This is a genomic window from Cryobacterium glaciale (assembly GCF_004402535.1).
In the GTDB taxonomy this organism is placed as follows: domain Bacteria; phylum Actinomycetota; class Actinomycetes; order Actinomycetales; family Microbacteriaceae; genus Cryobacterium; species Cryobacterium glaciale.
The window spans coordinates 28,561-47,130 of record NZ_SOEY01000029.1; the positions used below are offsets into that span (position 1 = coordinate 28,561).

Below are 18,570 nucleotides of genomic sequence, written 5' to 3' on the forward strand. Positions count from 1 at the left end.
TACGAGAGGTGGGTTGCGCGGGTGGTGCGCCGGTACGCGGGTGGTGCGCCGGTACGCGGGAGTTGAGCCGGTGTGCGGGAGTTCGACGTCGGGCTGCTTCGGCCTGATCGGTGGGCTGCGCGTGTGGTGCGCCGGTACGCGGGAATTCCACCGGAGGGCTGGCCTCACGGGGGCGGGCCACGCGGGAGTTGCGCCGATACCGCGGGGGTTCGGGCGCGGCCATAACTCCAGCGCGACGCGACGGGCTGGACCTGCGCCAGTGCGCGGGAGTTCCGCCTCGCACGCAGCGGCGAAACTCCCGCGCGGCGTGAAACGGATGGCGGCGAGCGGCAGCGAAACCGGTTGGGGGCAGGCATCCGTCGTGTGAAGCGCGCCTGCGTGGCGCACCCGTAATCCTCCTCCACCGCGAGCCGTAAGGCTGGTTTGTACACGAGAAAGGCGAACGATCGCGCGCGGCCCGCGCCGTTCGGACAATCTGGCTCCATGACTCGCTCCGGCTCCGATCCCAGCGGCAGTAACCTCTCCCGAATAGGCACGCCTTCCGATCCCAGCGACGCGATCATCCTCGCATCTGACCTCGGCAACGCTTTCGGTGTCGATTTTCGTCTGCGCCGCGAATCGTCGCGCGGTCGACTTCAGCGGGTGAGCCGTGGCCTGTACTACCCCAGCGCCCGCTGGGAACAATTGCGCGACGACCAGCGCTACCTGATCCGGGTGCGCGGCGCAGCCCTCACTCGCCGCGGTCAGGTGGTGCTCTGCCACCAGTCGGCCGCCGTGCTCTGGGGGTTGCCGATGCTCGTCGGCTGGCCGAGCGACGTGCACCTGCTCATTGAACGGGCCACGGGTGGACGCTCGGATCCGGGCATTCGCCGCCATGCCCTCGGCGTGGATGCCCGCGACGTCACGACCATCGACGGACTATCCGTGACGACGATCGAGCGGACGGTGGTCGATCTGGCCGCAACCCTCGATTTAAAGTCCGCCGTGGCATTGGTCGACCGCGCGCTCTATCAGGACCGATTCGGACGCACCCCCACGCTCACCACGAAGGCCGCGCTCCTCGCCACTGTCGAACGGATGCTGCCCTTCCGCGGTTCGCGACGCGCCCGCGCGATCATCCAGTTCGCGACGCATCTCTCCGGTTCGCCAGCAGAGTCGTCCAGCCGGGTGAACATGGCCCTGAGCGGATTTCCGGAGCCGGAATTGCAGCATCTGTTTGTCGTCGACGGCAAGGAGCGTGAAAGTGACTTCTACTGGCTCGAGATCGACGGCGTGGGGGAGTGCGACGGAAAGGACAAATACTTCACCCCGGACTATCTGGCCGGCCGTTCCCCCGAACAGCTGCACTACGACGAGAAGCTTCGGGAAGACGGTATTCGGCGCCAAGTGCACGGTTTCACCCGCTGGCCGGCCTCGGTCGGGATGAGCCAGTATCCCCTGCGTCGGCGACTACTCGAGCTCGGATTGACGCCCGGCCCCCAGCGCGTCTTGCGCGGCCTCGAACACCCAAAATCATAGCCGGGGTGGGTGCGCGGCCTACTCAGCGCCTTGGGCGGGTTGCCTGCGTCGTCTGCTGGGCGCGCCGGCCCCGATAAGACGAAAGCCGCGCTGGGCTGAGTTCCGACGGCTCGGTGGCAGCGGGGAAGCAGGTCGCGCTGGACTTGCGCCAGTGCGCGGGAGTTCCGGTTTGGCCAGTACTCCCGCGCTACTCGTGGCGCTGGACCTGCGCCAGTGCGCGGGAGTTCCGGTTTGGCCAGTACTCCCGCGCTACTCGTGGCGCTGGACCTGCGCCAGTGCGCGGGAGTTGCGCCTCCCGCGCAGCGGCACAACTCCCGCGGCAGCGTGAAGGGGATGACCGCCGCCCCGCTTTATGGTTCGGGGCGCAGTTCGGTGCTGGGCGCTGTCGCGCTGAGCACGGCCACCGTGCCGACCAGGCCGGGGCCCGCATCGAAGTTCGCCAGGTGCACCTCGCTTAGGTCAAGGGTCGCGGTCGGCCAGCCCAGCAGAACGGATGCTCCCCCCGCGCCGAACCCCACGGTCACCGCCCGCGGATCCACGCGCAACCCCTCGCCCGAGAGCTTGAGCACCGCTTCCTTGGCCGTCCAGTGGGTCGCACGCGCCCGGTCCTGCTCGTCGACGGGGAGCGCGTGCAGCGCCGTCCGCTCGGCAGCGTTGAACGCGACATCGTCGAACCCGGCCTGGGCGACCGCGCTGACACTCTCAATGTCGACGCCGATCGGCCCGACCAGCGACACCGCCACGACCACGGCCGTGCCGGCCCTGCTCAGGCTCAGGTGCACTCCGTGCGGCGAGAGCACTCGCGGGCGGCCGTGACAACCGCCGCAGTGCTCGCAGTGCTGCTCGATGGCGACCGGGCCCCGCTCCGGACAGACCAGGGCGACAGCGGCGGCGAGTCGTAGCCGGTCGGTCTGGGGGAGCGGCGCGCGCGGTGCCAGAAAGAGGGAGACATCCGTTTGCGTCACCCTTGAACGTTACCGGGCACCCCGCGCGGGTGGCACACTGGAATATCGAGCAAGGAGAGCCATGGCGCTGGTGGACAATGCGGTCTACGTGGACGGGCACCGGGTTGCAACGCCTCCGAGCCTCGACGAGACCTTCGAGGTGATGAAGCAGCAGAAGGGGTTCGGCTGGATCGGACTCTACCGACCGAGCGAGGAGGAAGTGCGGGCCGTCGCCACCGAATTCAGCCTGCATCACCTCGCCGTCGACGATGCGCTCGCCGGCCACCAACGGTCAAAGCTCGAGCGCTACGCCGACACGCTGTTCATCGTGCTGCGGCCGGCGCGGTATATCGACGACGATGAGCGCGTCGAATTCGGCGAGCTGCACGTGTTCGTCGGCCCCGACTTCGTCGTGACCATTCGGCACGCCGAGTCGCCGAACCTCGCCCGCGTGCGTGAGCGCATGGAACAGACGCCGCACCTGCTCGCCCTCGGCCCGGAAGCCGTGCTCTACGCGATTCTCGACCAGGTCGTCGACGAGTACGGACCGGTTGTCGCCGGCCTCGAGAACGACATCGACGAGATTGAAGACCAGCTGTTCGATGGCGACCCAGAGGTCAGCCGGCGCATCTACGCCCTGTCGCGTGAAGTGATCGAGTTTCAGCGAGCCACGCAGCCGCTCGTGAACATGTTCGAGGCTATGCAGCGCGGCTTCGATAAGTACAACGTCGACCTGGAACTGCATCGCCACCTGCGCGACGTGCTCGACCATACCCTGCGGGTCGTCGAGCGCGGAGACGCGTTTCGGCAGCTGCTGCAGAACGCCCTCACCGTGCACAGCACCCTGGTGGGTCAGGCTCAGAACGACGAGATGCGCCACCTGTCGGAGACGAGCCTGGCCCAGAGCGAAGAAGTGAAGAAGATCTCCAGCTGGGCCGCCATCTTGTTCGCACCGACGCTGGTCGGCACGATCTACGGCATGAACTTCGATCACATGCCCGAGCTGCACTGGACCCTCGGGTATCCCTTCGCGCTCGCGCTCATGCTCGGCATGGGGTTCACGCTGTACGCCGTGTTCAAACGAAGAGACTGGCTGTGAACGGTCAGATTGGGCCGCAAACGCGCGAAACCCCGGCCGCCTCAGGCCAAACCGGTGTTTTGCCAATTAGGGTATCCCTGTGTGGCACCTCGATAGAAAACAAGACGACGACGACGTGCTTTCCAAGTACCTGGACGTCTCCCCCGTCGACCCTCAAAACGTGACCAGTCCACACAACCTCAGTCTGGGCGACCCGGCCTTCACCGCCGGCAACATCGCCGAGCCGGTCTGGCAGCGCTGGCGCGACGAACTCGCCGCGCTCGGCGGTCGCTCTCCGCTGCTGCACTTCACCGACGAAGCACGCACCCGGATCGAGCTCAGCGCCACGCATCCCGGTGGCCTGCCGCAGTTCATCATCGGCAAGACCACCCTGCTGTCCAACCTCATCCGCGACGAACTCGCGCTGCGCAACGCCCGCCTGGCGGCGAACGAGATCACCCAGAAGGGCATCGAACTGCGCTCCATGCGCGGCATCGAATCGGTCAACCTCGCAATCGGCCTCGCCGAGTGGCGCTACCAGGACGTCGATTACAGCGCCCCGGTGCTGCTGCGCCCGCTCGCTATCCGTCGCTACGGCCGCGACTACGAACTCAAGCTCAAGGGCCAGCCCTTTCTCAATCCCGAGCTCGCCAGAGCCCTGAAAGACCAGTTTCAGATCGTGCTCGACGCCGATGCCTTCGTGGCGCTCGCCGTGACCAACGGCGCGTTCAAACCGCAGCCCGTCATCGACCGCCTGCGCGGTCTCACCTCGCACCTGCCCTGGTTCAACGTCGTTCCCCGCCTCGTGGTGTCGTCATTCGCCTCCTGCGGCCAGGCGCTCGCCGCCGACGCGTCGAACCTCGACCATCCGCTGCTCGACGCCGTCGCCGGCAACATGACCGCGAAGCGCAACATCGAGACCGCCTACAACCCGGTGGTTCCGATCGGGCAGGATGCCCGCCCGCCGGCCACCGACACGCTGCTCGGCGACGCCGACCCCGAACAGGAGAACGTCGTCGCGCAGATCGCGGCCGGCAACTCGCTCGTCGTGAAGACCCTGCCCGGCACTGGCGGCACCCAGACCATCGTCAACGCGATCGGCTCGCTCGTGGCCCAGCACAAGCGGGTGCTCGTGGTGAGCGCTCGCCGGTCGAGCCTCGACGGCATCCACGGCCGGCTCGTGCAGGTGGGCCTGCCGGGCATCGCCGTGACCCCGCGCACTCTGCGCCGTGACCTGATCCAGTCCATCACCCGCAACGAGAAAGCGGCCCAGCCGCGGGTCGGCGACGTCGATGATGCCCTCGTGCGCTTGCGCAAGGTGCTGCTCGACTACCGTTCAGCCCTCACCCGCCGCGATTCAGCCCTCGGAGTCTCGGTTCTCGACGCGCTCGGCGAACTCGCCCGCCTCGCCCAGCTGCCCGAGCCGCCGTCGACGACCGCCCGCCTCGACCGGCACGCCCTCGAACTGCTCGCCCACTCCCGTTCGACCGCAGCCAATACCCTGATCAAGGCCGCCATTCTCGGCGAATTTCGCTACGGCCCCGGTGATTCGCCGTGGTACGGCGCCTCGTTCACCTCCACAGCAGATGCCTCCAACTCGCACCAGCTCGCCAAACGTATCAACCAGATTGAATTGCCGCGGCTGCTCGAACGAGCTAACGGCCTGATCGGGCAGACCCGGCTGCGCCCGTTCGAGACCATCAACGAACTCGGCATCTACCTGCGCCTGCTGCTGGACATTCGCGAAACCCTCGACAAATTTCAGCCCGGCGTCTACGACCGGTCGCTCACCGAACTGATCGCTGCCACCTCGTCGCGCCGCGAATCGTCCGAGATGAGTTCGGCCAGCCGGCGCAGGCTGCGGAAGCTCGCCGAGGAATACCAGCGGCCCGGCGTGCGCGTCACCGACATGAACGAGAGCCTGCGCCGCATTCAAAGCCAGCGCACGCTGTGGCAGCGCTACGCGGCGGCCGGCGTCACCCCCGAGGTGCCGGTCGGCATCAACGATGTTCACGTCGCCTTCCAGCGCGTCTCGGAAGACCTCGGCCTGCTCGACGTTCCGCTCGGCACCATCGGAACGCCGCGCGCCCTGGCCGGGCGACAGATCGGCGAGCTTGTGTCGATGATCTCCGGCCTCGCCGCCGAGAGCGAGGTGCTCGCCAACCTGCACGAGCGCACCGCGCTGCTGGCGACGCTGCGCGAGCACAACCTCGACCCGTTGATGACCGACCTGTCCCAGCGCCATGTTTCGGAGGAGAACGTGGCCGCCGAGCTGGAACTGGCGTGGTGGCAGTCCGTGCTCGAGATCATGCTCGCGAGCGACCGGGCATTGCTGAACGCCAACACCCAGGTGCTGGACCGCCTCGAGGCCGATTTCAAACTCGTCGACGAGGCACACGCATCCGCTACGGGCAAGTTACTGGCCTGGCTGCTCGCCGAAACCTGGAAGATCGGTGTCGTCGACTTTCCCGAGGAAGCCGACCAGCTGCGCCGCCTGCTGCGCGCTGACCGGGCCACTCCGGCCCGGCTCAACGAGGTCGCCCCGCACCTCGGCCGGGTGCTCGCGCCGGTCTGGCTGGCCTCGCCCTACGAAATCGCCGGCATCAGCGACCAGATCACCTTCGACACCGTGCTGCTCGTCGACGCCGGTGCCACGACCCTCGCCGAAAACGTCGGCGCGATTCGCCGCGGCCGCCAGATCGTGGCGTTCGGCGACCCGGTCACCCAGACCCCGTCATCATTCGAGACCGGCATTCTCGGCTCGGGGGAGACCGCCGCGCCCGAGGTATCGGTCGACGCACTGCACGCCGACTCCGCCCTGGCCCGGCTCGGTGAACTGCTGCCGACCCTCACGCTCACTCGCAGCTACCGGGCTGGCGGGGAAGACCTCGCCGAACTCGTCAACCACCGCTTCTACGGCGGACGCATCGACTCCCTGCCCTGGGCCGGCAGTTTTCTCGGCCACGGCAGCCTCACCATCAACTATGTGGCCGGTGGCCGCGGCATGCCCGACGCCGACAGCGGCGCCATCGAAAGTGTCGACGCGGAGGTCGTGAAGGTCGTCGACCTCGTGCTCGACCACGCTTCCAAGCGCCCGCGCGAATCGCTCATGGTGATCACCGCGAGCACCCGGCACGCCGTGCGGGTGCAGCAGGCCGTGCTCGCCGCGTTCGCCAAGCGCACCGACCTCTCGGATTTCATTCTGAAGGACCGCAGCGAACCGTTCACCGTGCTCACCCTCGAACAGGCCGTGGCGCAGAGCCGCGACCGCGTCATCTTCTCGATCGGCTACGGCCGAACCCCGCACGGGCGCCTCCTGTCGAACTTCGGTTCCCTCGGCGAACCCGGCGGTGAACGCCTGCTCGCGATCGGCATGACCCGCGCCCGTCGCGCGCTCGACATCGTCTCCTGTTTCCGCCCCGCCGACATCGATGAGGACCGCCAGCGCCACGGTATCCTCGCGCTGTCGCAGGTGCTGAGCGAAACCGAAGCCCGCCGGGACGAAGTGCAGGTTCCCGACGCGAGCGAGGCCATGCTGGTCGACCTCGGTGGTCGCCTCGAAAAGCTCGGCCTCACCGTGCGCCTCGGCCACCGCGGCAAGCTCGCCCTCGCCGCGTCCTACGGCACTCGCGCCATCGTCGTCGAAACGGATGCCGTCGTCAATCGTGCGAGCCTGCGCGAGTCGCTGCGGCTGCGGCCCGAAGTGCTGCGCCGCCTCGGCTGGCACTACCTGCGCGTGCACAGCTTCGAACTGTTCAGCAACCCCGATGCCGTCGCGGCACGCGTGGCAGCGATCGCCGGTGTTCCCCAAGCGGATGCCGCACCGCGTGCCTTCGCCAGCGGTGACGCTCCCACGATCGCCCCGAAACGACCCGGCGCGTGAGCACCCAGGACGGCGTGCCGCCGCTGGGAACGGTTCGACAGCCGATCGTGAAGGCCCCTGGAAAGGCGCGGCGTGCCCGGCTGCTGCCGGCGCCGGACACCGATCCGAACCCGCACCCGCCGGTGCTGCGCGAAGACGGGGGCGTCGCCCATACCGGCAGCGCGCCCAGCGCGAACGAGGCACAGTTACGGCAGGATCGCCCGCCGCACTGGTAGTAACTAGTGTTTAGGCCCCTGCTCGGGCGCCGCCGCGGCGTTCCTGGCCAGCAGGTCGCGGATCTCGGTGAGGAGATCGAGTTCGGTGGTCGGGTCGGGCACCACGGCTGCGGGAACGCCGGCGCTGCGGCGACGGTCCTGGGCTTCCTTGAGCTTGTTGAGCGGCAGCACGATCACCAAGTAGACGACGGCAGCGATCAGCAGAAAGTTGATGAGCGCGCCGATGACGGCGCCAAACAGAATCTCGCTCTTGTTCGGCAAGGTGACCACGAGGGCCCCGGCCAGCGAGTCGGCGCTGAAAATCGCGGCGATGAGCGGGTTGAAGATACTCGTGACGATGGCGGTGACGAGGGCGGTGAACGCCGTACCGATGACGACGGCGACGGCGAGGTCGATGACGTTGCCGCGCATGATGAATTCTTTGAAACCGTTGATCACTGGGTGCTCCAAACGGATGACTTGGGAGACCGTTTTGGTCAACGCCATGACTCTACGACGCCTTCGCGGCGGGAGTGGCGGCGGATGACGGCGACGAGGTCTCCTTCTTGGCGGGAGAGCTGTCGCTCTTCTTCTCCGACTTGGTCTCGGACTTGGTCTCGGTGGGTGAGCTCGACGATGAGTCGCCGGACTTCTCGCTCGACTTGCGGTCGAGGTTGGGGTTGGAACGCTTCGACTCCGACTTGGAGTCGTTGCTGTAGAAACCGGAGCCGCTGAAGGTCACGCCGATCGAGGAGAAGACCTTGCGCAGCTTTCCCTGGCAGGTGGGGCACACCGTGAGCGAGTGGTCGGTGAAGGCCTGCTGGATATCGAAGGCGGTGTCGCACTCGGTGCAACGGTAAGAGTAGGTAGGCACTGCATCTCCAGCTGGTTGAGCCGACAGGCAAACGCCTGCCAGAACTAAGGTTATGCGCGCGCAGAGCCCCGCAGGTTCAGAACCGGGGTCACAGGCGGTAAATACGGTCAGAAAGCAATGATTCGCGTCGGCGTCACGAGGCCGTTGACCGGTTGGTCGTGCACCTCGCGGGGAACTTCCTCGAGGTATTCGCTGTCGTAGACGACGGCGTACACCGGCGGGCATTTCTCCATCGAGCCGAGGGTCTTGTCGAAATAGCCGCGACCCCACCCCAGGCGCAGGCCCGATTCGTCGACGGCCGCAGCCGGAACAATGATGAGGTCGACATCATTGATGGCGATTGGCCCGAGCAGGGTTCCCACGGCCTCCGGTACCCCGGAAATTCCGGTGAATTCCTCGTCACCGTCACCGACGGTCCAATCGAGCAGTCCGTCTTCGCGCGAAATCGGAAACAGAATACGGATGCCTTCTGCCGTAGCCCAGTTAAGAAAAGGTCGGGTATCGGGTTCGCTGCGAGCCGACAGGTAGCAGGAGATCGACCGCGCTGACAGGTCGAGAACGAGGCTTTGCAGGTTTTCGGTGAAGCCAGCCGTGGCCGACTCGCGTTCCGAGGAGGTCAGGTTCTGACGGCGTTCGCGTAATTCCGCTCTCAGCGCACGCTTTCGATGAGCTATGTCGGAGTCCATATAAGGCATCCTACTTGCCACTAACCTAGTGCCCATGGGTACCCCGATAACTAAAGCCGTCATTCCCGCAGCTGGGCTCGGAACACGCTTCCTTCCGGCGACCAAGGCCATGCCGAAGGAGATGTTGCCCGTCGTTGACAAGCCGGCCATTCAATACGTCGTCGAGGAAGCCGTCGCGGCCGGGCTCAGCGACGTACTGATGGTGACTGGGCGCAACAAGAATGCGCTGGAGAACCACTTCGACCGCATGACCGAGCTCGAGGCGATGCTGGAACGCAAGGGCGACCAGACCCGGCTCGCCAAGGTGCGCGAATCCAACGAGCTCGCCGACATCCACTATGTTCGGCAGGGCGACCCGCGCGGACTCGGCCATGCCGTGCTGCGCGCGCGCATGCACGTGGGCAACGAACCGTTCGCTGTGCTGCTCGGTGATGACATCATCGACGCCCGCGACCCGCTACTGACCCGCATGCTCGAGGAGCAGGTCAAGCGCGGCGCCAGCATAGTTGCGCTGCTCGAGGTTGACCCCTCGCAGATTCATATGTATGGGGCGGCCGCGGTCGAAGCTACCGACGACCCCGACGTCGTGCGCATCACCGGTCTGGTCGAAAAGCCCAGCCGGGAGGATGCTCCCTCCAACCTCGCCATCATCGGCCGCTACGTCTTGCGCCCCGAAGTTTTCGATATTCTGGAACACACAGCGCCCGGCAAGGGCAACGAGATCCAGCTCACCGATGCCCTGCAGGAGATGGCCGTCAACCCGGAGTCCACCGGCGGCGTGTACGGCCTCATCTTTCGGGGGCGTCGCTACGACACCGGCGACCGGCTCGACTACATCAAGGCCATCGTGCAGCTCGCCGTCGATCGTGAAGATCTCGGTGCCGATCTCAAGCCGTGGCTGCACGAATTCGTCGCCACACTCGACTAACGCTCTACCCAGCCCCACCCGGCTTACAGCCCACGACAGACAGGCGAACCGTGCCGATCGCAATTCCGACCCTCCGCGAGGGGGCAGTCACCCTGCGTCCCATTCGACTGCGCGATTCGCGCGCGCTCGAGGGCGAACTGCTGGCGAACCGCTCGTGGTTGCGCAAATGGGAGGCGACCAACCCCTACGCGCCGATGTCCTTCGACACGCGCGCGAGCATCCGCAGTCTGTTGACGCATTCACGGTCGGGCAACGGCCTGCCGTTCATCGTGGAACAGAACGGTGAGCTGGCCGGCCAGCTGAACGTGTCGTCGATCACCTGGGGATCGCTGTCATCGGCCACCATCGGCTACTGGGTGAGCGAGAAGTTCGCCGGCCAGTCGGTCACGCCCACGGCCGTGGCGCTCGCGACCGATTACTGCTTCTACCAGCTCGGCCTGCACCGCATGGAGATCTGCATCCGCCCCGAGAACAAGGCGAGCCTGCGCGTCGTAGAAAAACTCGGCTTTCGCTACGAGGGACTGCGCCGCCGCTACATCCACATCAACGGTGACTGGCGCGACCACTTCTGCTTCGGCCTCGTGGCCGAAGAACTCACCCAGGGCGTTTTGCGGCGCTGGCAGGACGGTCTGGTTCCAGCGGATGCCGCGACCGTCACCGCGGCAGACCTCGAGTCGGCCGCGCATCCGGTGCGTGTCATCACCCGATGACCGACGAGCTTTCCCCTGTTCGGGGACGGAATCAGTGTATTAACTTGGGTGACACACCGAGAGTAATCAGCGTCGGATGCACCAGCGCCTCCTACCGTTGTCAACATGAGTAGTGAGGCATTGGGTGGCGGGGTCATGGTGGCGGTGGCTGCTGTGCTCTGGGTCGCCTATCTGATGCCCACCTGGTCGCGCCGCAAGCAGTACCAGGCAACCGAAAGAAATGCGGTTCGATTGCAGCAGACACTGCGCATCCTGGCGGAAACCGCAGAGGTTCCGCAGCAGGTGCGTCTCGAAGCGACCGCCCGCACCGTCGCCGAGCAGCAGCGCGTTCTGGCGCGAGCCGAACACGATGCCCGGGCAGAAGCCCAGGCGGTAGCGGATGCCGCCACATCGGTGCGCCGCGCGGCCGCTGCGGTGGCCGCGGCAGCCGCGCCGCGCGTGCCGGAGTCGCCGGTGACGAAGCTTCGGCGTCTGCGTCGGTTCCGTGGCCTGGTGTCGCTGATCCTGCTGGCAGGCGTCGTTCTGACCGTCGCCGGGATCGCCCCCGCCCTCGCTGGCGCCTTCACTGCGCTGGTCGGCGGCGGGGTCGTCATGGTCGCCGCCTTCGGCATCCTCGGACGACTGGCCACGGTCGCCCGTTCGGCCCGCATCGTTCGGGTAGAAGCCCCGGTGGAGTTGCCTGTGCTCATTGGGCAGCCCTTCGAACCCGTGCAACTGGAAGAGACTCCCGTCGCCCCGGCGACCTGGACGCCGCAGCCGGTGCCGCGGGCGCTGTACCTGTCACGCGGGTCCATTGCGCAAACGGCCATGGCATCCGTCGAAGCGGCCAACCAACTGCGCAAGGCCGCCGCGGAGGCGGAGGTCACCCGACGCGCCGCCGCACTCGCCGAGGAGGCGAATCGTGCGGTCACGCCGATCGCACGGCCCGCCGTCGCTGCTGTGCCCAGCCGATTCGCATCGATGGGTATCGTCGGCGAGACCAGCCCGGGCATGACCGACCTCGACGCCGTGCTGGCTCGTCGACGCGCGGTCTAATTCGCGCCGCCTAATTAGTGCGCGGCGCTCGAAGCGGTGAAACAGTCGGCCGGCGCGTGATATTCTTCAAAGGCAGTTTGGGGCTATGGCGCAGTTGGTAGCGCGTCTCGTTCGCAATGAGAAGGTCAGGAGTTCGAATCTCCTTAGCTCCACCACACTGTTAGAAAAAGTCCCGGCCTCGGTCGGGACTTTTCTCATTCCCGTTCCGGCGGCTACGCGATCGGCGGGCGCTGCAGGGTCTGGGTGATGCGGCTGGCTTCGTCGAGCAGCAGCTGGCCGAGCAACTTCTGGCGCTCGGGTTTGAACCGCGGCTCGATGCCGGTGAGTGAGAGCGCCCAGCCCGGGCGGCCGCTGCGGTCGAAAATCGCGGCGCCCATGCCCCAGCTGCCCTCCAGGATAAGCCCGGGGTTCACGGCGTAGCCGGTTTCCCGGGTGCGCTCGAGATTAGCGCGGATGCTCGCGGGTGAGTGCTGGGGGCCCCAGCGAGCCGAGAACGCAGCGTTTTCGGCGAGGAGGGCATCCGTTTCAGCTTCGGGCAGGTAGGCCAGAATGGCCAGTCCAGCGGACGCGACCCCCAACGGAAAACGCACCCCCTCGTGCAGCACGAAGGAGCGGATGGGGAAGCTGCCCTCCTCGCGGAGCAGGCACACGGTTTCGGCGCCGCGCCGGATGGAGAGGAATGCGCTCTCGCCGGTCTCTTCCGCGAGGCGCACGAGGCTCGGCCGGGCGAGCTCTTCGATCGGATAGCGGGCGGCGGCGACGGTTCCCATGACGAAGACCTCGGGGCCGTAGTTCCAGGTGCGGCGCACGGCATCGTGGTCGAGCAGGCCCTCGGCGGCTAGCGAGGTGAGCAGCCGGTGCACGGTAGGCCGGGTCAGTCCGGAGTCCCGCACGATCTCGGCCAGCGGTGTGCCGGCCGGATTGCGGCCGACCAAGCGCAGGAGCAGGGCGATGCGGGCGACGACCTGGGCGCCCTGCACGGGCCGTGCCGGTGGCACCGGCTGGGCCCCGCGTGTTTTCTGGGCCCTCGCGATGGCTGGGCGATCGTTCATTTCGCACCTTCTGTCCATAATGTGGATGATTCAGAGCCTAGTGTTCACGGGATGGATTTTCAAGAAAGTGGCGATTGACAGGGCTTGGCGGGCCTGAATACCATGACGTAACGAGTCAATGTCCACAAGGTGGACAGGGCTGACGACCCCCACTCAACGAGGAGACAGCATGTCCAAGGTTCAGGCCAGCGCGAGCGAGGCGCTGCACGACGTTCTGTGCGACGGGATGGTGCTCGCGGTCGGCGGATTCGGGCTGAGCGGAATCCCGGCCGATCTCATTGACGCGGTGCGGGCATCCGGTGTGAAGGATCTCACCGTCGTCTCGAACAACATGGGCGTTGACGGCAAGGGCCTGGGTGTGCTGCTCGAAGCCGGGCAGGTGCGCAAGGTGATCGCCTCGTACGTGGGCGAGAACAAGCTGTTCGCCGAGCAGTTTCTGGCCGGCGTGCTCGAGGTCGAGTTCAGCCCCCAGGGCACCCTCGCCGAGCGGCTGCGGGCCGGCGGCGCTGGCATTCCCGCCTTCTATACCAAGACCGGCGTCGGCACGCTGATCGCCGAGGGCAAGCCGCTCGCCGACTTCGACGGTGAAACCTACCTGCAGGAACGCGGCATCGTCGCCGACGTCGCGCTGGTCAAGGCCTGGCGCGCCGACACCCTCGGCAACCTCGAGTACCGCTTCACCGCCCGCAACTTCAACCCGGTCGTGGCGACCGCGGGACGCATGACCATCGCCGAGGCCGAGGTGATCGTGCAGCCCGGTGACATCGATCCGAACCACGTCATCACCCCGGGGGTTTACGTGCAGCGCCTGATCCAGGCCACGGCGCGGGTTAAAGACATTGAACAGCGCACCGTGCGCAGCCGGCCAGTGCTGGTCGGCGTAGAGGCAGGGGAGTAGCACCATGGCTTGGACCAGAGACGAAATGGCCGCGATCGCCGCGCAGGAACTCAGCGACGGCGACTACGTGAACCTCGGCATCGGCATTCCGACGCTCGTGGCCAACAACCTGCCGGGCGGCATCCAGGTGACGTTGCAGAGCGAGAACGGGCTGCTCGGCATGGGGCCGTTCCCGTGGGAGGGTGAGGAAGACGCCGACCTCATTAACGCCGGCAAGCAGACCGTCACGGTGTTGCCGGGGGCGTCGATCTTCGACTCGGCCACCTCGTTCGGCATGATCCGCGGTGGACACGTGAAGGTCGCCATCCTCGGCGCCATGCAGGTCTCCGGCCTCGGCGACCTCGCCAACTGGACCATCCCCGGAAAAATGGTCAAGGGCATGGGCGGCGCGATGGACCTCGTGGCCGGCACCCCGCGCGTGGTCGTGCTCACCGAGCACGTCGCGAAAGACGGCACGCCGAAGATCGTCACCGAGTGCACCCTGCCGCTGACCGGCGTGCGCGTCGTCGACCGCATCATCAGTGACGTGGCCGTCTTCGACGTGACGCCGACCGGCCTCGTGCTGCGCCAGCGCGCCCCCGGCGTGAGCGTGCAAGACGTGGAGGACACCACCGAGGCCGCGTTCACGGTCGCGGAGACTGCACCCGCCAGGTAGCTCCGTGCGCGGCACGGTTGGCGACCCAGGCAAGCGGATGCCGCGACCCGGCCACTGAGGGGTCGCAAATCGACCCAAAATCGGTCTCGGACGGTCGATTTGCGACCCCTGACCGTGCACGACGCGGCATCCGCTGGGGCGAGTGTTCGGGCCTGTCGGCGGCACCCGCCATACTGGGTGCATGTCCGACCCGATCGGTGTGCGCGCGTGGCGGCGAAGCCCGGCGCTGTCGGTGCGCGTGCGCATCCTGGCGGCGATCCTGCTCGTGACCGCGGCCGGGCTGGCGATCGCGGGAACCACCGCCTATGTAGTGCAGCGCGAACGCACCCTGAGCGACATCGATGCGGTGCTCACCGACACCGTCGACGACGTGCGCATCGTCGCCGCCGACTCCGCCGCAGCCCTTGCCGGCACAGCCTCCGCCGGCCCAGCTTCCACCAGCACGGCCGACCTGCGCGGCGTGATGCGCGCCGTCATCGCCGGGGTACGCCCGGCAACCAACGAGAGTACCCTCGCCGTCATTGACGGTGCGGCGGCGCTGGAACCGCGTGCGGTCGACTTTCGGCTGGTCGATGACGTGCTCGTGCAGCGCAGCGAGGCCGAAACCGCCTCGGGCGAGGTCGTGCTCGGCACGGTAATGGCATCGGGGCGCCTGCTGCGTTACGTTTTCGTCCCGGTCTCCGTCGACGGCGACCCGGCGCAGGGCACGTTCATCGCCGCCTTTGACCTCGACGCCGAACTGAAGCCGGTCTCCGATGCCTCCCGCACCTATCTGCTCGTGGGCCTGGTGACCCTGATCGTCGTCGGGCTGGTCGGCTGGGTCGTGGCCGGTCGCCTGCTGCGCCCGATTCGCGGCCTGCGCGAGGCCGCCGCGCGCATCACCGCGTCGGATGTGAGCGAACGCATCCCGGTCGTCGGTCATGACGACGTGTCGGCGTTGACCTCGACCGTGAACGATATGCTCGACCGCCTGCAGGGCGCGCTCACCGGGCAGCGCCGGCTGCTCGACGATGTCGGGCACGAGTTGAAGACGCCGATGACAATCGTGCGGGGGCACCTCGAGCTGATGAACCCCGCCAGCGCGGCCGATGTGGTGGCCACCCGCGACCTCGCGATCGATGAACTCGACCGCATGGGCGGGCTCGTGCGTGACATCTCAGCGCTCGCCCAGGTCGAACGGTCCGGCCTCGTGAACCGTCGTCCCACCGACATTGCCGCCCTCGTGGAGCGCGTCCGCCTCAAGGCGGCGGCGCTGTCGGGGCACAGCTGGGTCGTGTCGGCGACGGCCGATGTGGTCGTGGCTGTTGACGCCGACAAACTGACCCAGGCGCTGTTGCAACTCGCCGCCAACGCGGTCAGTCACGGCGCCCCGACCGGAGTGATCGAGCTGGGCAGCGCCCTCACAACGGATGCCGCCGGCCGACCCCGCCTGCAGCTCCGGGTGAGCGATCACGGGCCGGGCATCAGCGACGAACTACTGCCGCGGGTGTTCGACCGGTTCCAGCGGGGAACCCGCGGCCGAGGGCCAGCCGGTTCCGGCCTCGGCCTGGCCATCGTGGCGGCCATCGCCGAGGCCCACGGCGGCGCGGCTCGGGTCGCGACGACCCCCGGTGGCGGCGCCACTTTCACCATCGACCTCCCTGCTGACGAGGCGTCTGCGTCACCCGACCCGAAGGACATCCGCTCGTGAGTCGCATTCTGATCGCCGAGGACGAAGACCGCATCGCCAGTTTCGTCGAGAAGGGGCTCGCCGCCGCCGGGTTCGCCACCGTCGTGGTGCGCACCGGAACGGATGCCCTCGACTACGCCATCACCGGCGGGTTCGATCTGCTGGTTCTCGATATCGGCTTGCCCGGGCTCGACGGCTACGAGGTGTTACGGCAGCTGCGGGCCGACGGGTCGGCGCTGCCGGTGATCGTGCTGACGGCCAGGGACTCGGCGGAAGACACCCTCGCGAGCCTCGAGGGCGGTGCCAACGATTACATGTCGAAGCCGTTTCGATTCGACGAGCTGTTGGCGCGGGTGCGACTGCGCATAACGGAGGCCCCGCGGGCGACCACGACCGTGCTGAGCGTCGACGGGCTGCAACTCGACCTGCGCACCCGCCGGGCGACGCTGGGGAGCCGGCAGGTCGACCTCTCGGCCCGAGAATTCGCGCTCGCCGAGGAATTCCTGCGCCACCCCGACCAGGTATTGAGCCGGGAGCAACTGCTCAGCCGGGTCTGGGGCTACTCCTGGGACCCCGGGTCGAACATCGTCGACGTCTACGTGGGGTACCTGCGCGCCAAGTTCGGTGCGGAACGCATTGAAACGGTACGCGGAATGGGCTACCGACTCACCTGAGGCGATAGCCCATTCGTCGTGGCAGGCGGACTACTCGTGATCGCTGCCGTGGCCCGAGTCGTCAGTGCTGTCACCACTGCCGTCATCACTGCCGGAGTTGTCACTGTCGTTGTCACTGTCGTTGTCACTGTCGTCGTCACTGCCCGAGATGCTGTTGTCTGCGTCGTCGTGTCCGGAGTTGCTTCCGCGGCCCGAGTTGCTGGAGTCGTCGACGGTGGCCGCGTTGCCGGGGCCGGAATTGCTGTCGACACGGCCGTCGCTGTCATCGGGCGCGTCGTTCACGTCGTTGCTGATCGAGTCATCGACCAGGTCATCGATCCCGTTACCCGAACCGAGACGGCCGTCGCTGTCGTCGGGGGCATCGGGCGAGTCGGTGGCGGCGGGGGTGCTGCTCGACGTGCTGGTCGGAGTCAGCAGGGTCGGAGCGGTGTTCGCCTGGGCGGCAATCACGCCGACCGACATCAGGCCGGCGAGGCCGAGGGTTGCGAGGGTGAGGGTGCGCTTCTTCGTCATCTGAAACATGGGGTGACCTTTCGTCTGCGCCGAGCAAGCGGCGGATGGATTCCGTGGTGTCTATCGCCACAAGATCAATCAACCGCACGCCGGTAAGACCGGCACGAGAGGTGCATGAGAACACTCTCACGGGGATCAGCCGTCGCTGCTGCCTGACCCACTGCTGCCTGACCCGCTACTGCCTGATCCCGTGCTGCCGCCCGAATCGTCAGGGCCGGAATCGTCATCGTGACCCGGGTTGTCTCCGCCATGATCGTCGACGACGACGGGATCCTGGGCGGGAACGACCTCCGGACTGCTGCTCGGGGTGGTCGGTTCGGCGCTCGGCGCTGGTGCCGGTGTCGCCGCCCCCGTGGATGATCCAGTGGATGCCGCCTCGGTCGGCTGCACCGACACGGCCGGTACCCCAATGGATCGCCCCGGCTGTTCGGCGATGGCGAGCGAATCGGCCAGCGCCACGGCAAGGGCGACGAGCAGAACCGCCCCCACTCCGGCGGAAACGCTCCCGAGCAACGGTCGTCTCCAGCTCCTGCGCGCGTTCATGATGCCTCCCGATCGACAATCCGTGCTCTTAGTGTGGGCCCCACGCGTGAGCCCCGAGTACGATCTGCGTGAGAATTCTCTTAGATTCGCACCGAGCTAGGAGCGGTGGACTACTCAGGGGGCCGGTTCAAAGGCGATGCGGCGCAGCAGGGAGCGCAGCTGCTCGCGCTCGGCGGCGTTCAGGGCTTGCAACGAACGGTCCTCGGCCTGCTGAATTACCGTGGCAGCCTGCCGAAAGAGGACCCGACCGGCCAAGGTGGCCACGATTACCTTGGAACGGCGATCGCGCGGATCCTGCTCGCGGGTGACCGCGCCGAGATCCTCCAAGTGGTCTACCAAGGCCACGATCTGGCTCGGGTCGAGGCTCAGAAAACCGGCGAGTTCACGCTGGGAGGGGTTCTGCCCGCTGCAGGCGAGGGACAACACGGAATACGATCGCACGCGCAGATCGAGCTCGGCAAGCATCGTATTCGCACGACGCGAACCGACCGAGCGAGCACGCGCGGTCATGAACTCGATCTCATTAGCCAGGTCGGTGTCTCGAAGTCGGTCGGGGTCGCGCAGGATGGCAGCGCCCCCGCCAGTTCCCGCAGGGGTATCCGTGGCAGGGTCGGCGGGCCCGCCTTCCGACGCGTCGGAGTGAGAAACCGAGGGCACTGCCGCAGCCGGAACGGACTCTGTCATTTCCATAGAATAAACCCTATCAAATTAGTTGA

Annotated in this window: 19 protein-coding genes and 1 tRNA gene; 12 read left to right on the forward strand and 8 right to left on the reverse strand. The window is 67.0% G+C overall.

What is annotated here, in order from left to right; genetic code table 11:
- Positions 1-483: 483 nt before the first annotated feature.
- Positions 484-1,518 carry a hypothetical protein gene (locus tag E3O06_RS14065; RefSeq protein WP_134504011.1) on the forward strand — a complete coding sequence of 345 codons (1,035 nt, stop codon included), beginning with the start codon at positions 484-486 and terminating at the stop codon, positions 1,516-1,518.
- Positions 1,519-1,868: 350 nt separating this feature from the next.
- Here E3O06_RS14065 and E3O06_RS14070 read toward each other — a convergent pair whose 3' ends face one another.
- Positions 1,869-2,483: a 4'-phosphopantetheinyl transferase family protein gene (locus tag E3O06_RS14070; protein ID WP_134504012.1), complete on the reverse strand. Its 615-nt coding sequence runs from the start codon at positions 2,481-2,483 to the stop codon at positions 1,869-1,871.
- 61 nt (positions 2,484-2,544) lie between these two features.
- Here E3O06_RS14070 and E3O06_RS14075 point away from each other — a divergent pair, with 61 nt between their 5' ends.
- The 3 genes from E3O06_RS14075 to E3O06_RS14085 all read left to right on the forward strand — a co-directional run bounded on the left by E3O06_RS14075 (position 2,545) and on the right by E3O06_RS14085 (position 7,638).
- Positions 2,545-3,561, forward strand: coding sequence for a magnesium and cobalt transport protein CorA (locus E3O06_RS14075; protein WP_134504013.1), 1,017 nt, complete (start codon positions 2,545-2,547; stop codon positions 3,559-3,561).
- Positions 3,562-3,640: 79 nt separating this feature from the next.
- Complete coding sequence (locus tag E3O06_RS14080; protein ID WP_134504014.1) at positions 3,641-7,423, forward strand: ATP-binding protein; 3,783 nt, start codon at positions 3,641-3,643, stop codon at positions 7,421-7,423.
- Positions 7,420-7,638, forward strand: coding sequence for a hypothetical protein (locus E3O06_RS14085; protein ID WP_134504015.1), 219 nt, complete (start codon positions 7,420-7,422; stop codon positions 7,636-7,638). The genes E3O06_RS14080 and E3O06_RS14085 overlap by 4 nt, the downstream gene beginning before the upstream one ends.
- A 3-nt stretch (positions 7,639-7,641) precedes the next feature.
- Here the strand turns inward: E3O06_RS14085 and mscL are convergent, their stop codons facing one another.
- The 3 genes from mscL to E3O06_RS14100 form a co-directional block, all read right to left on the reverse strand.
- Positions 7,642-8,124, reverse strand: a complete 483-nt coding sequence (mscL, locus tag E3O06_RS14090; RefSeq protein WP_338144867.1) for a large conductance mechanosensitive channel protein MscL — start codon at positions 8,122-8,124, stop codon at positions 7,642-7,644.
- Between the two features lie 4 nt (positions 8,125-8,128).
- A complete protein-coding gene (locus tag E3O06_RS14095) occupies positions 8,129-8,491 on the reverse strand; it encodes an FmdB family zinc ribbon protein (protein ID WP_134504016.1) in 363 nt (120 codons plus the stop codon).
- A gap of 107 nt (positions 8,492-8,598) precedes the next feature.
- Positions 8,599-9,177 carry a 5-formyltetrahydrofolate cyclo-ligase gene (locus E3O06_RS14100; RefSeq protein WP_134504017.1) on the reverse strand — a complete coding sequence of 193 codons (579 nt, stop codon included), beginning with the start codon at positions 9,175-9,177 and terminating at the stop codon, positions 8,599-8,601.
- Positions 9,178-9,211: 34 nt separating this feature from the next.
- Between E3O06_RS14100 and galU the strand changes: the two genes are divergently transcribed.
- The 4 genes from galU to E3O06_RS14120 all read left to right on the forward strand — a co-directional run bounded on the left by galU (position 9,212) and on the right by E3O06_RS14120 (position 12,005).
- The gene (gene galU / locus E3O06_RS14105; RefSeq protein WP_134504018.1) at positions 9,212-10,105 is read left to right on the forward strand and encodes a UTP--glucose-1-phosphate uridylyltransferase GalU; all 894 of its coding nucleotides are present in this window, start codon (positions 9,212-9,214) and stop codon (positions 10,103-10,105) included.
- Between the two features lie 50 nt (positions 10,106-10,155).
- A complete protein-coding gene (locus E3O06_RS14110) occupies positions 10,156-10,815 on the forward strand; it encodes a GNAT family N-acetyltransferase (protein ID WP_134504019.1) in 660 nt (219 codons plus the stop codon).
- A gap of 105 nt (positions 10,816-10,920) precedes the next feature.
- Complete coding sequence (locus tag E3O06_RS14115) at positions 10,921-11,850, forward strand: hypothetical protein (protein WP_134504020.1); 930 nt, start codon at positions 10,921-10,923, stop codon at positions 11,848-11,850.
- 79 nt (positions 11,851-11,929) lie between these two features.
- Positions 11,930-12,005, forward strand: a tRNA-Ala gene (locus E3O06_RS14120).
- A gap of 57 nt (positions 12,006-12,062) precedes the next feature.
- On the opposite strand, the gene E3O06_RS14125 is transcribed toward E3O06_RS14120, so the two are convergent.
- A complete protein-coding gene (locus tag E3O06_RS14125; protein ID WP_134504021.1) occupies positions 12,063-12,902 on the reverse strand; it encodes an IclR family transcriptional regulator in 840 nt (279 codons plus the stop codon).
- A 169-nt stretch (positions 12,903-13,071) separates the two neighbouring features.
- Here E3O06_RS14125 and E3O06_RS14130 point away from each other — a divergent pair, with 169 nt between their 5' ends.
- The 4 genes from E3O06_RS14130 to E3O06_RS14145 all read left to right on the forward strand — a co-directional run bounded on the left by E3O06_RS14130 (position 13,072) and on the right by E3O06_RS14145 (position 16,798).
- Positions 13,072-13,800 (forward strand): CoA transferase subunit A, encoded by a 729-nt coding sequence (locus E3O06_RS14130; RefSeq protein ID WP_134504022.1) that lies wholly within the window; start codon positions 13,072-13,074, stop codon positions 13,798-13,800.
- Positions 13,801-13,804: 4 nt separating this feature from the next.
- Positions 13,805-14,455, forward strand: coding sequence for a CoA transferase subunit B (locus E3O06_RS14135; RefSeq protein ID WP_134504023.1), 651 nt, complete (start codon positions 13,805-13,807; stop codon positions 14,453-14,455).
- 181 nt (positions 14,456-14,636) lie between these two features.
- Positions 14,637-16,145, forward strand: a complete 1,509-nt coding sequence (locus E3O06_RS14140; RefSeq protein ID WP_134504024.1) for a sensor histidine kinase — start codon at positions 14,637-14,639, stop codon at positions 16,143-16,145.
- Positions 16,142-16,798 (forward strand): response regulator transcription factor, encoded by a 657-nt coding sequence (locus E3O06_RS14145; protein ID WP_134504025.1) that lies wholly within the window; start codon positions 16,142-16,144, stop codon positions 16,796-16,798. Before E3O06_RS14140 ends, E3O06_RS14145 begins: the two co-directional genes overlap by 4 nt.
- 30 nt (positions 16,799-16,828) lie before the next feature.
- Here the strand turns inward: E3O06_RS14145 and E3O06_RS14150 are convergent, their stop codons facing one another.
- The 3 genes from E3O06_RS14150 to E3O06_RS14160 all read right to left on the reverse strand — a co-directional run bounded on the left by E3O06_RS14150 (position 16,829) and on the right by E3O06_RS14160 (position 18,538).
- Positions 16,829-17,320, reverse strand: a complete 492-nt coding sequence (locus tag E3O06_RS14150; RefSeq protein WP_134504026.1) for a hypothetical protein — start codon at positions 17,318-17,320, stop codon at positions 16,829-16,831.
- Between the two features lie 126 nt (positions 17,321-17,446).
- Positions 17,447-17,854: a hypothetical protein gene (locus E3O06_RS14155; protein WP_134504027.1), complete on the reverse strand. Its 408-nt coding sequence runs from the start codon at positions 17,852-17,854 to the stop codon at positions 17,447-17,449.
- Positions 17,855-17,968: 114 nt separating this feature from the next.
- Positions 17,969-18,538 (reverse strand): MarR family winged helix-turn-helix transcriptional regulator, encoded by a 570-nt coding sequence (locus tag E3O06_RS14160; protein ID WP_134504028.1) that lies wholly within the window; start codon positions 18,536-18,538, stop codon positions 17,969-17,971.
- Positions 18,539-18,570: the final 32 nt, after the last annotated feature.

Coding starts and splice junctions, on each gene's coding strand:
- E3O06_RS14100 (WP_134504017.1), bottom strand. CDS start 9,177: ATGGACTCCGACATAGCTCATCGAAAGCGTGCGCTGAGAGCGGAATTA.
- E3O06_RS14140 (WP_134504024.1), top strand. CDS start 14,637: ATGTCCGACCCGATCGGTGTGCGCGCGTGGCGGCGAAGCCCGGCGCTG.
- E3O06_RS14155 (WP_134504027.1), bottom strand. CDS start 17,854: ATGAACGCGCGCAGGAGCTGGAGACGACCGTTGCTCGGGAGCGTTTCC.
- E3O06_RS14075 (WP_134504013.1), top strand. CDS start 2,545: ATGGCGCTGGTGGACAATGCGGTCTACGTGGACGGGCACCGGGTTGCA.
- E3O06_RS14150 (WP_134504026.1), bottom strand. CDS start 17,320: ATGTTTCAGATGACGAAGAAGCGCACCCTCACCCTCGCAACCCTCGGC.
- galU (WP_134504018.1), top strand. CDS start 9,212: ATGGGTACCCCGATAACTAAAGCCGTCATTCCCGCAGCTGGGCTCGGA.
- E3O06_RS14115 (WP_134504020.1), top strand. CDS start 10,921: ATGAGTAGTGAGGCATTGGGTGGCGGGGTCATGGTGGCGGTGGCTGCT.
- mscL (WP_338144867.1), bottom strand. CDS start 8,124: ATGGCGTTGACCAAAACGGTCTCCCAAGTCATCCGTTTGGAGCACCCA.
- E3O06_RS14065 (WP_134504011.1), top strand. CDS start 484: ATGACTCGCTCCGGCTCCGATCCCAGCGGCAGTAACCTCTCCCGAATA.
- E3O06_RS14130 (WP_134504022.1), top strand. CDS start 13,072: ATGTCCAAGGTTCAGGCCAGCGCGAGCGAGGCGCTGCACGACGTTCTG.
- E3O06_RS14135 (WP_134504023.1), top strand. CDS start 13,805: ATGGCTTGGACCAGAGACGAAATGGCCGCGATCGCCGCGCAGGAACTC.
- E3O06_RS14125 (WP_134504021.1), bottom strand. CDS start 12,902: ATGAACGATCGCCCAGCCATCGCGAGGGCCCAGAAAACACGCGGGGCC.
- E3O06_RS14160 (WP_134504028.1), bottom strand. CDS start 18,538: ATGACAGAGTCCGTTCCGGCTGCGGCAGTGCCCTCGGTTTCTCACTCC.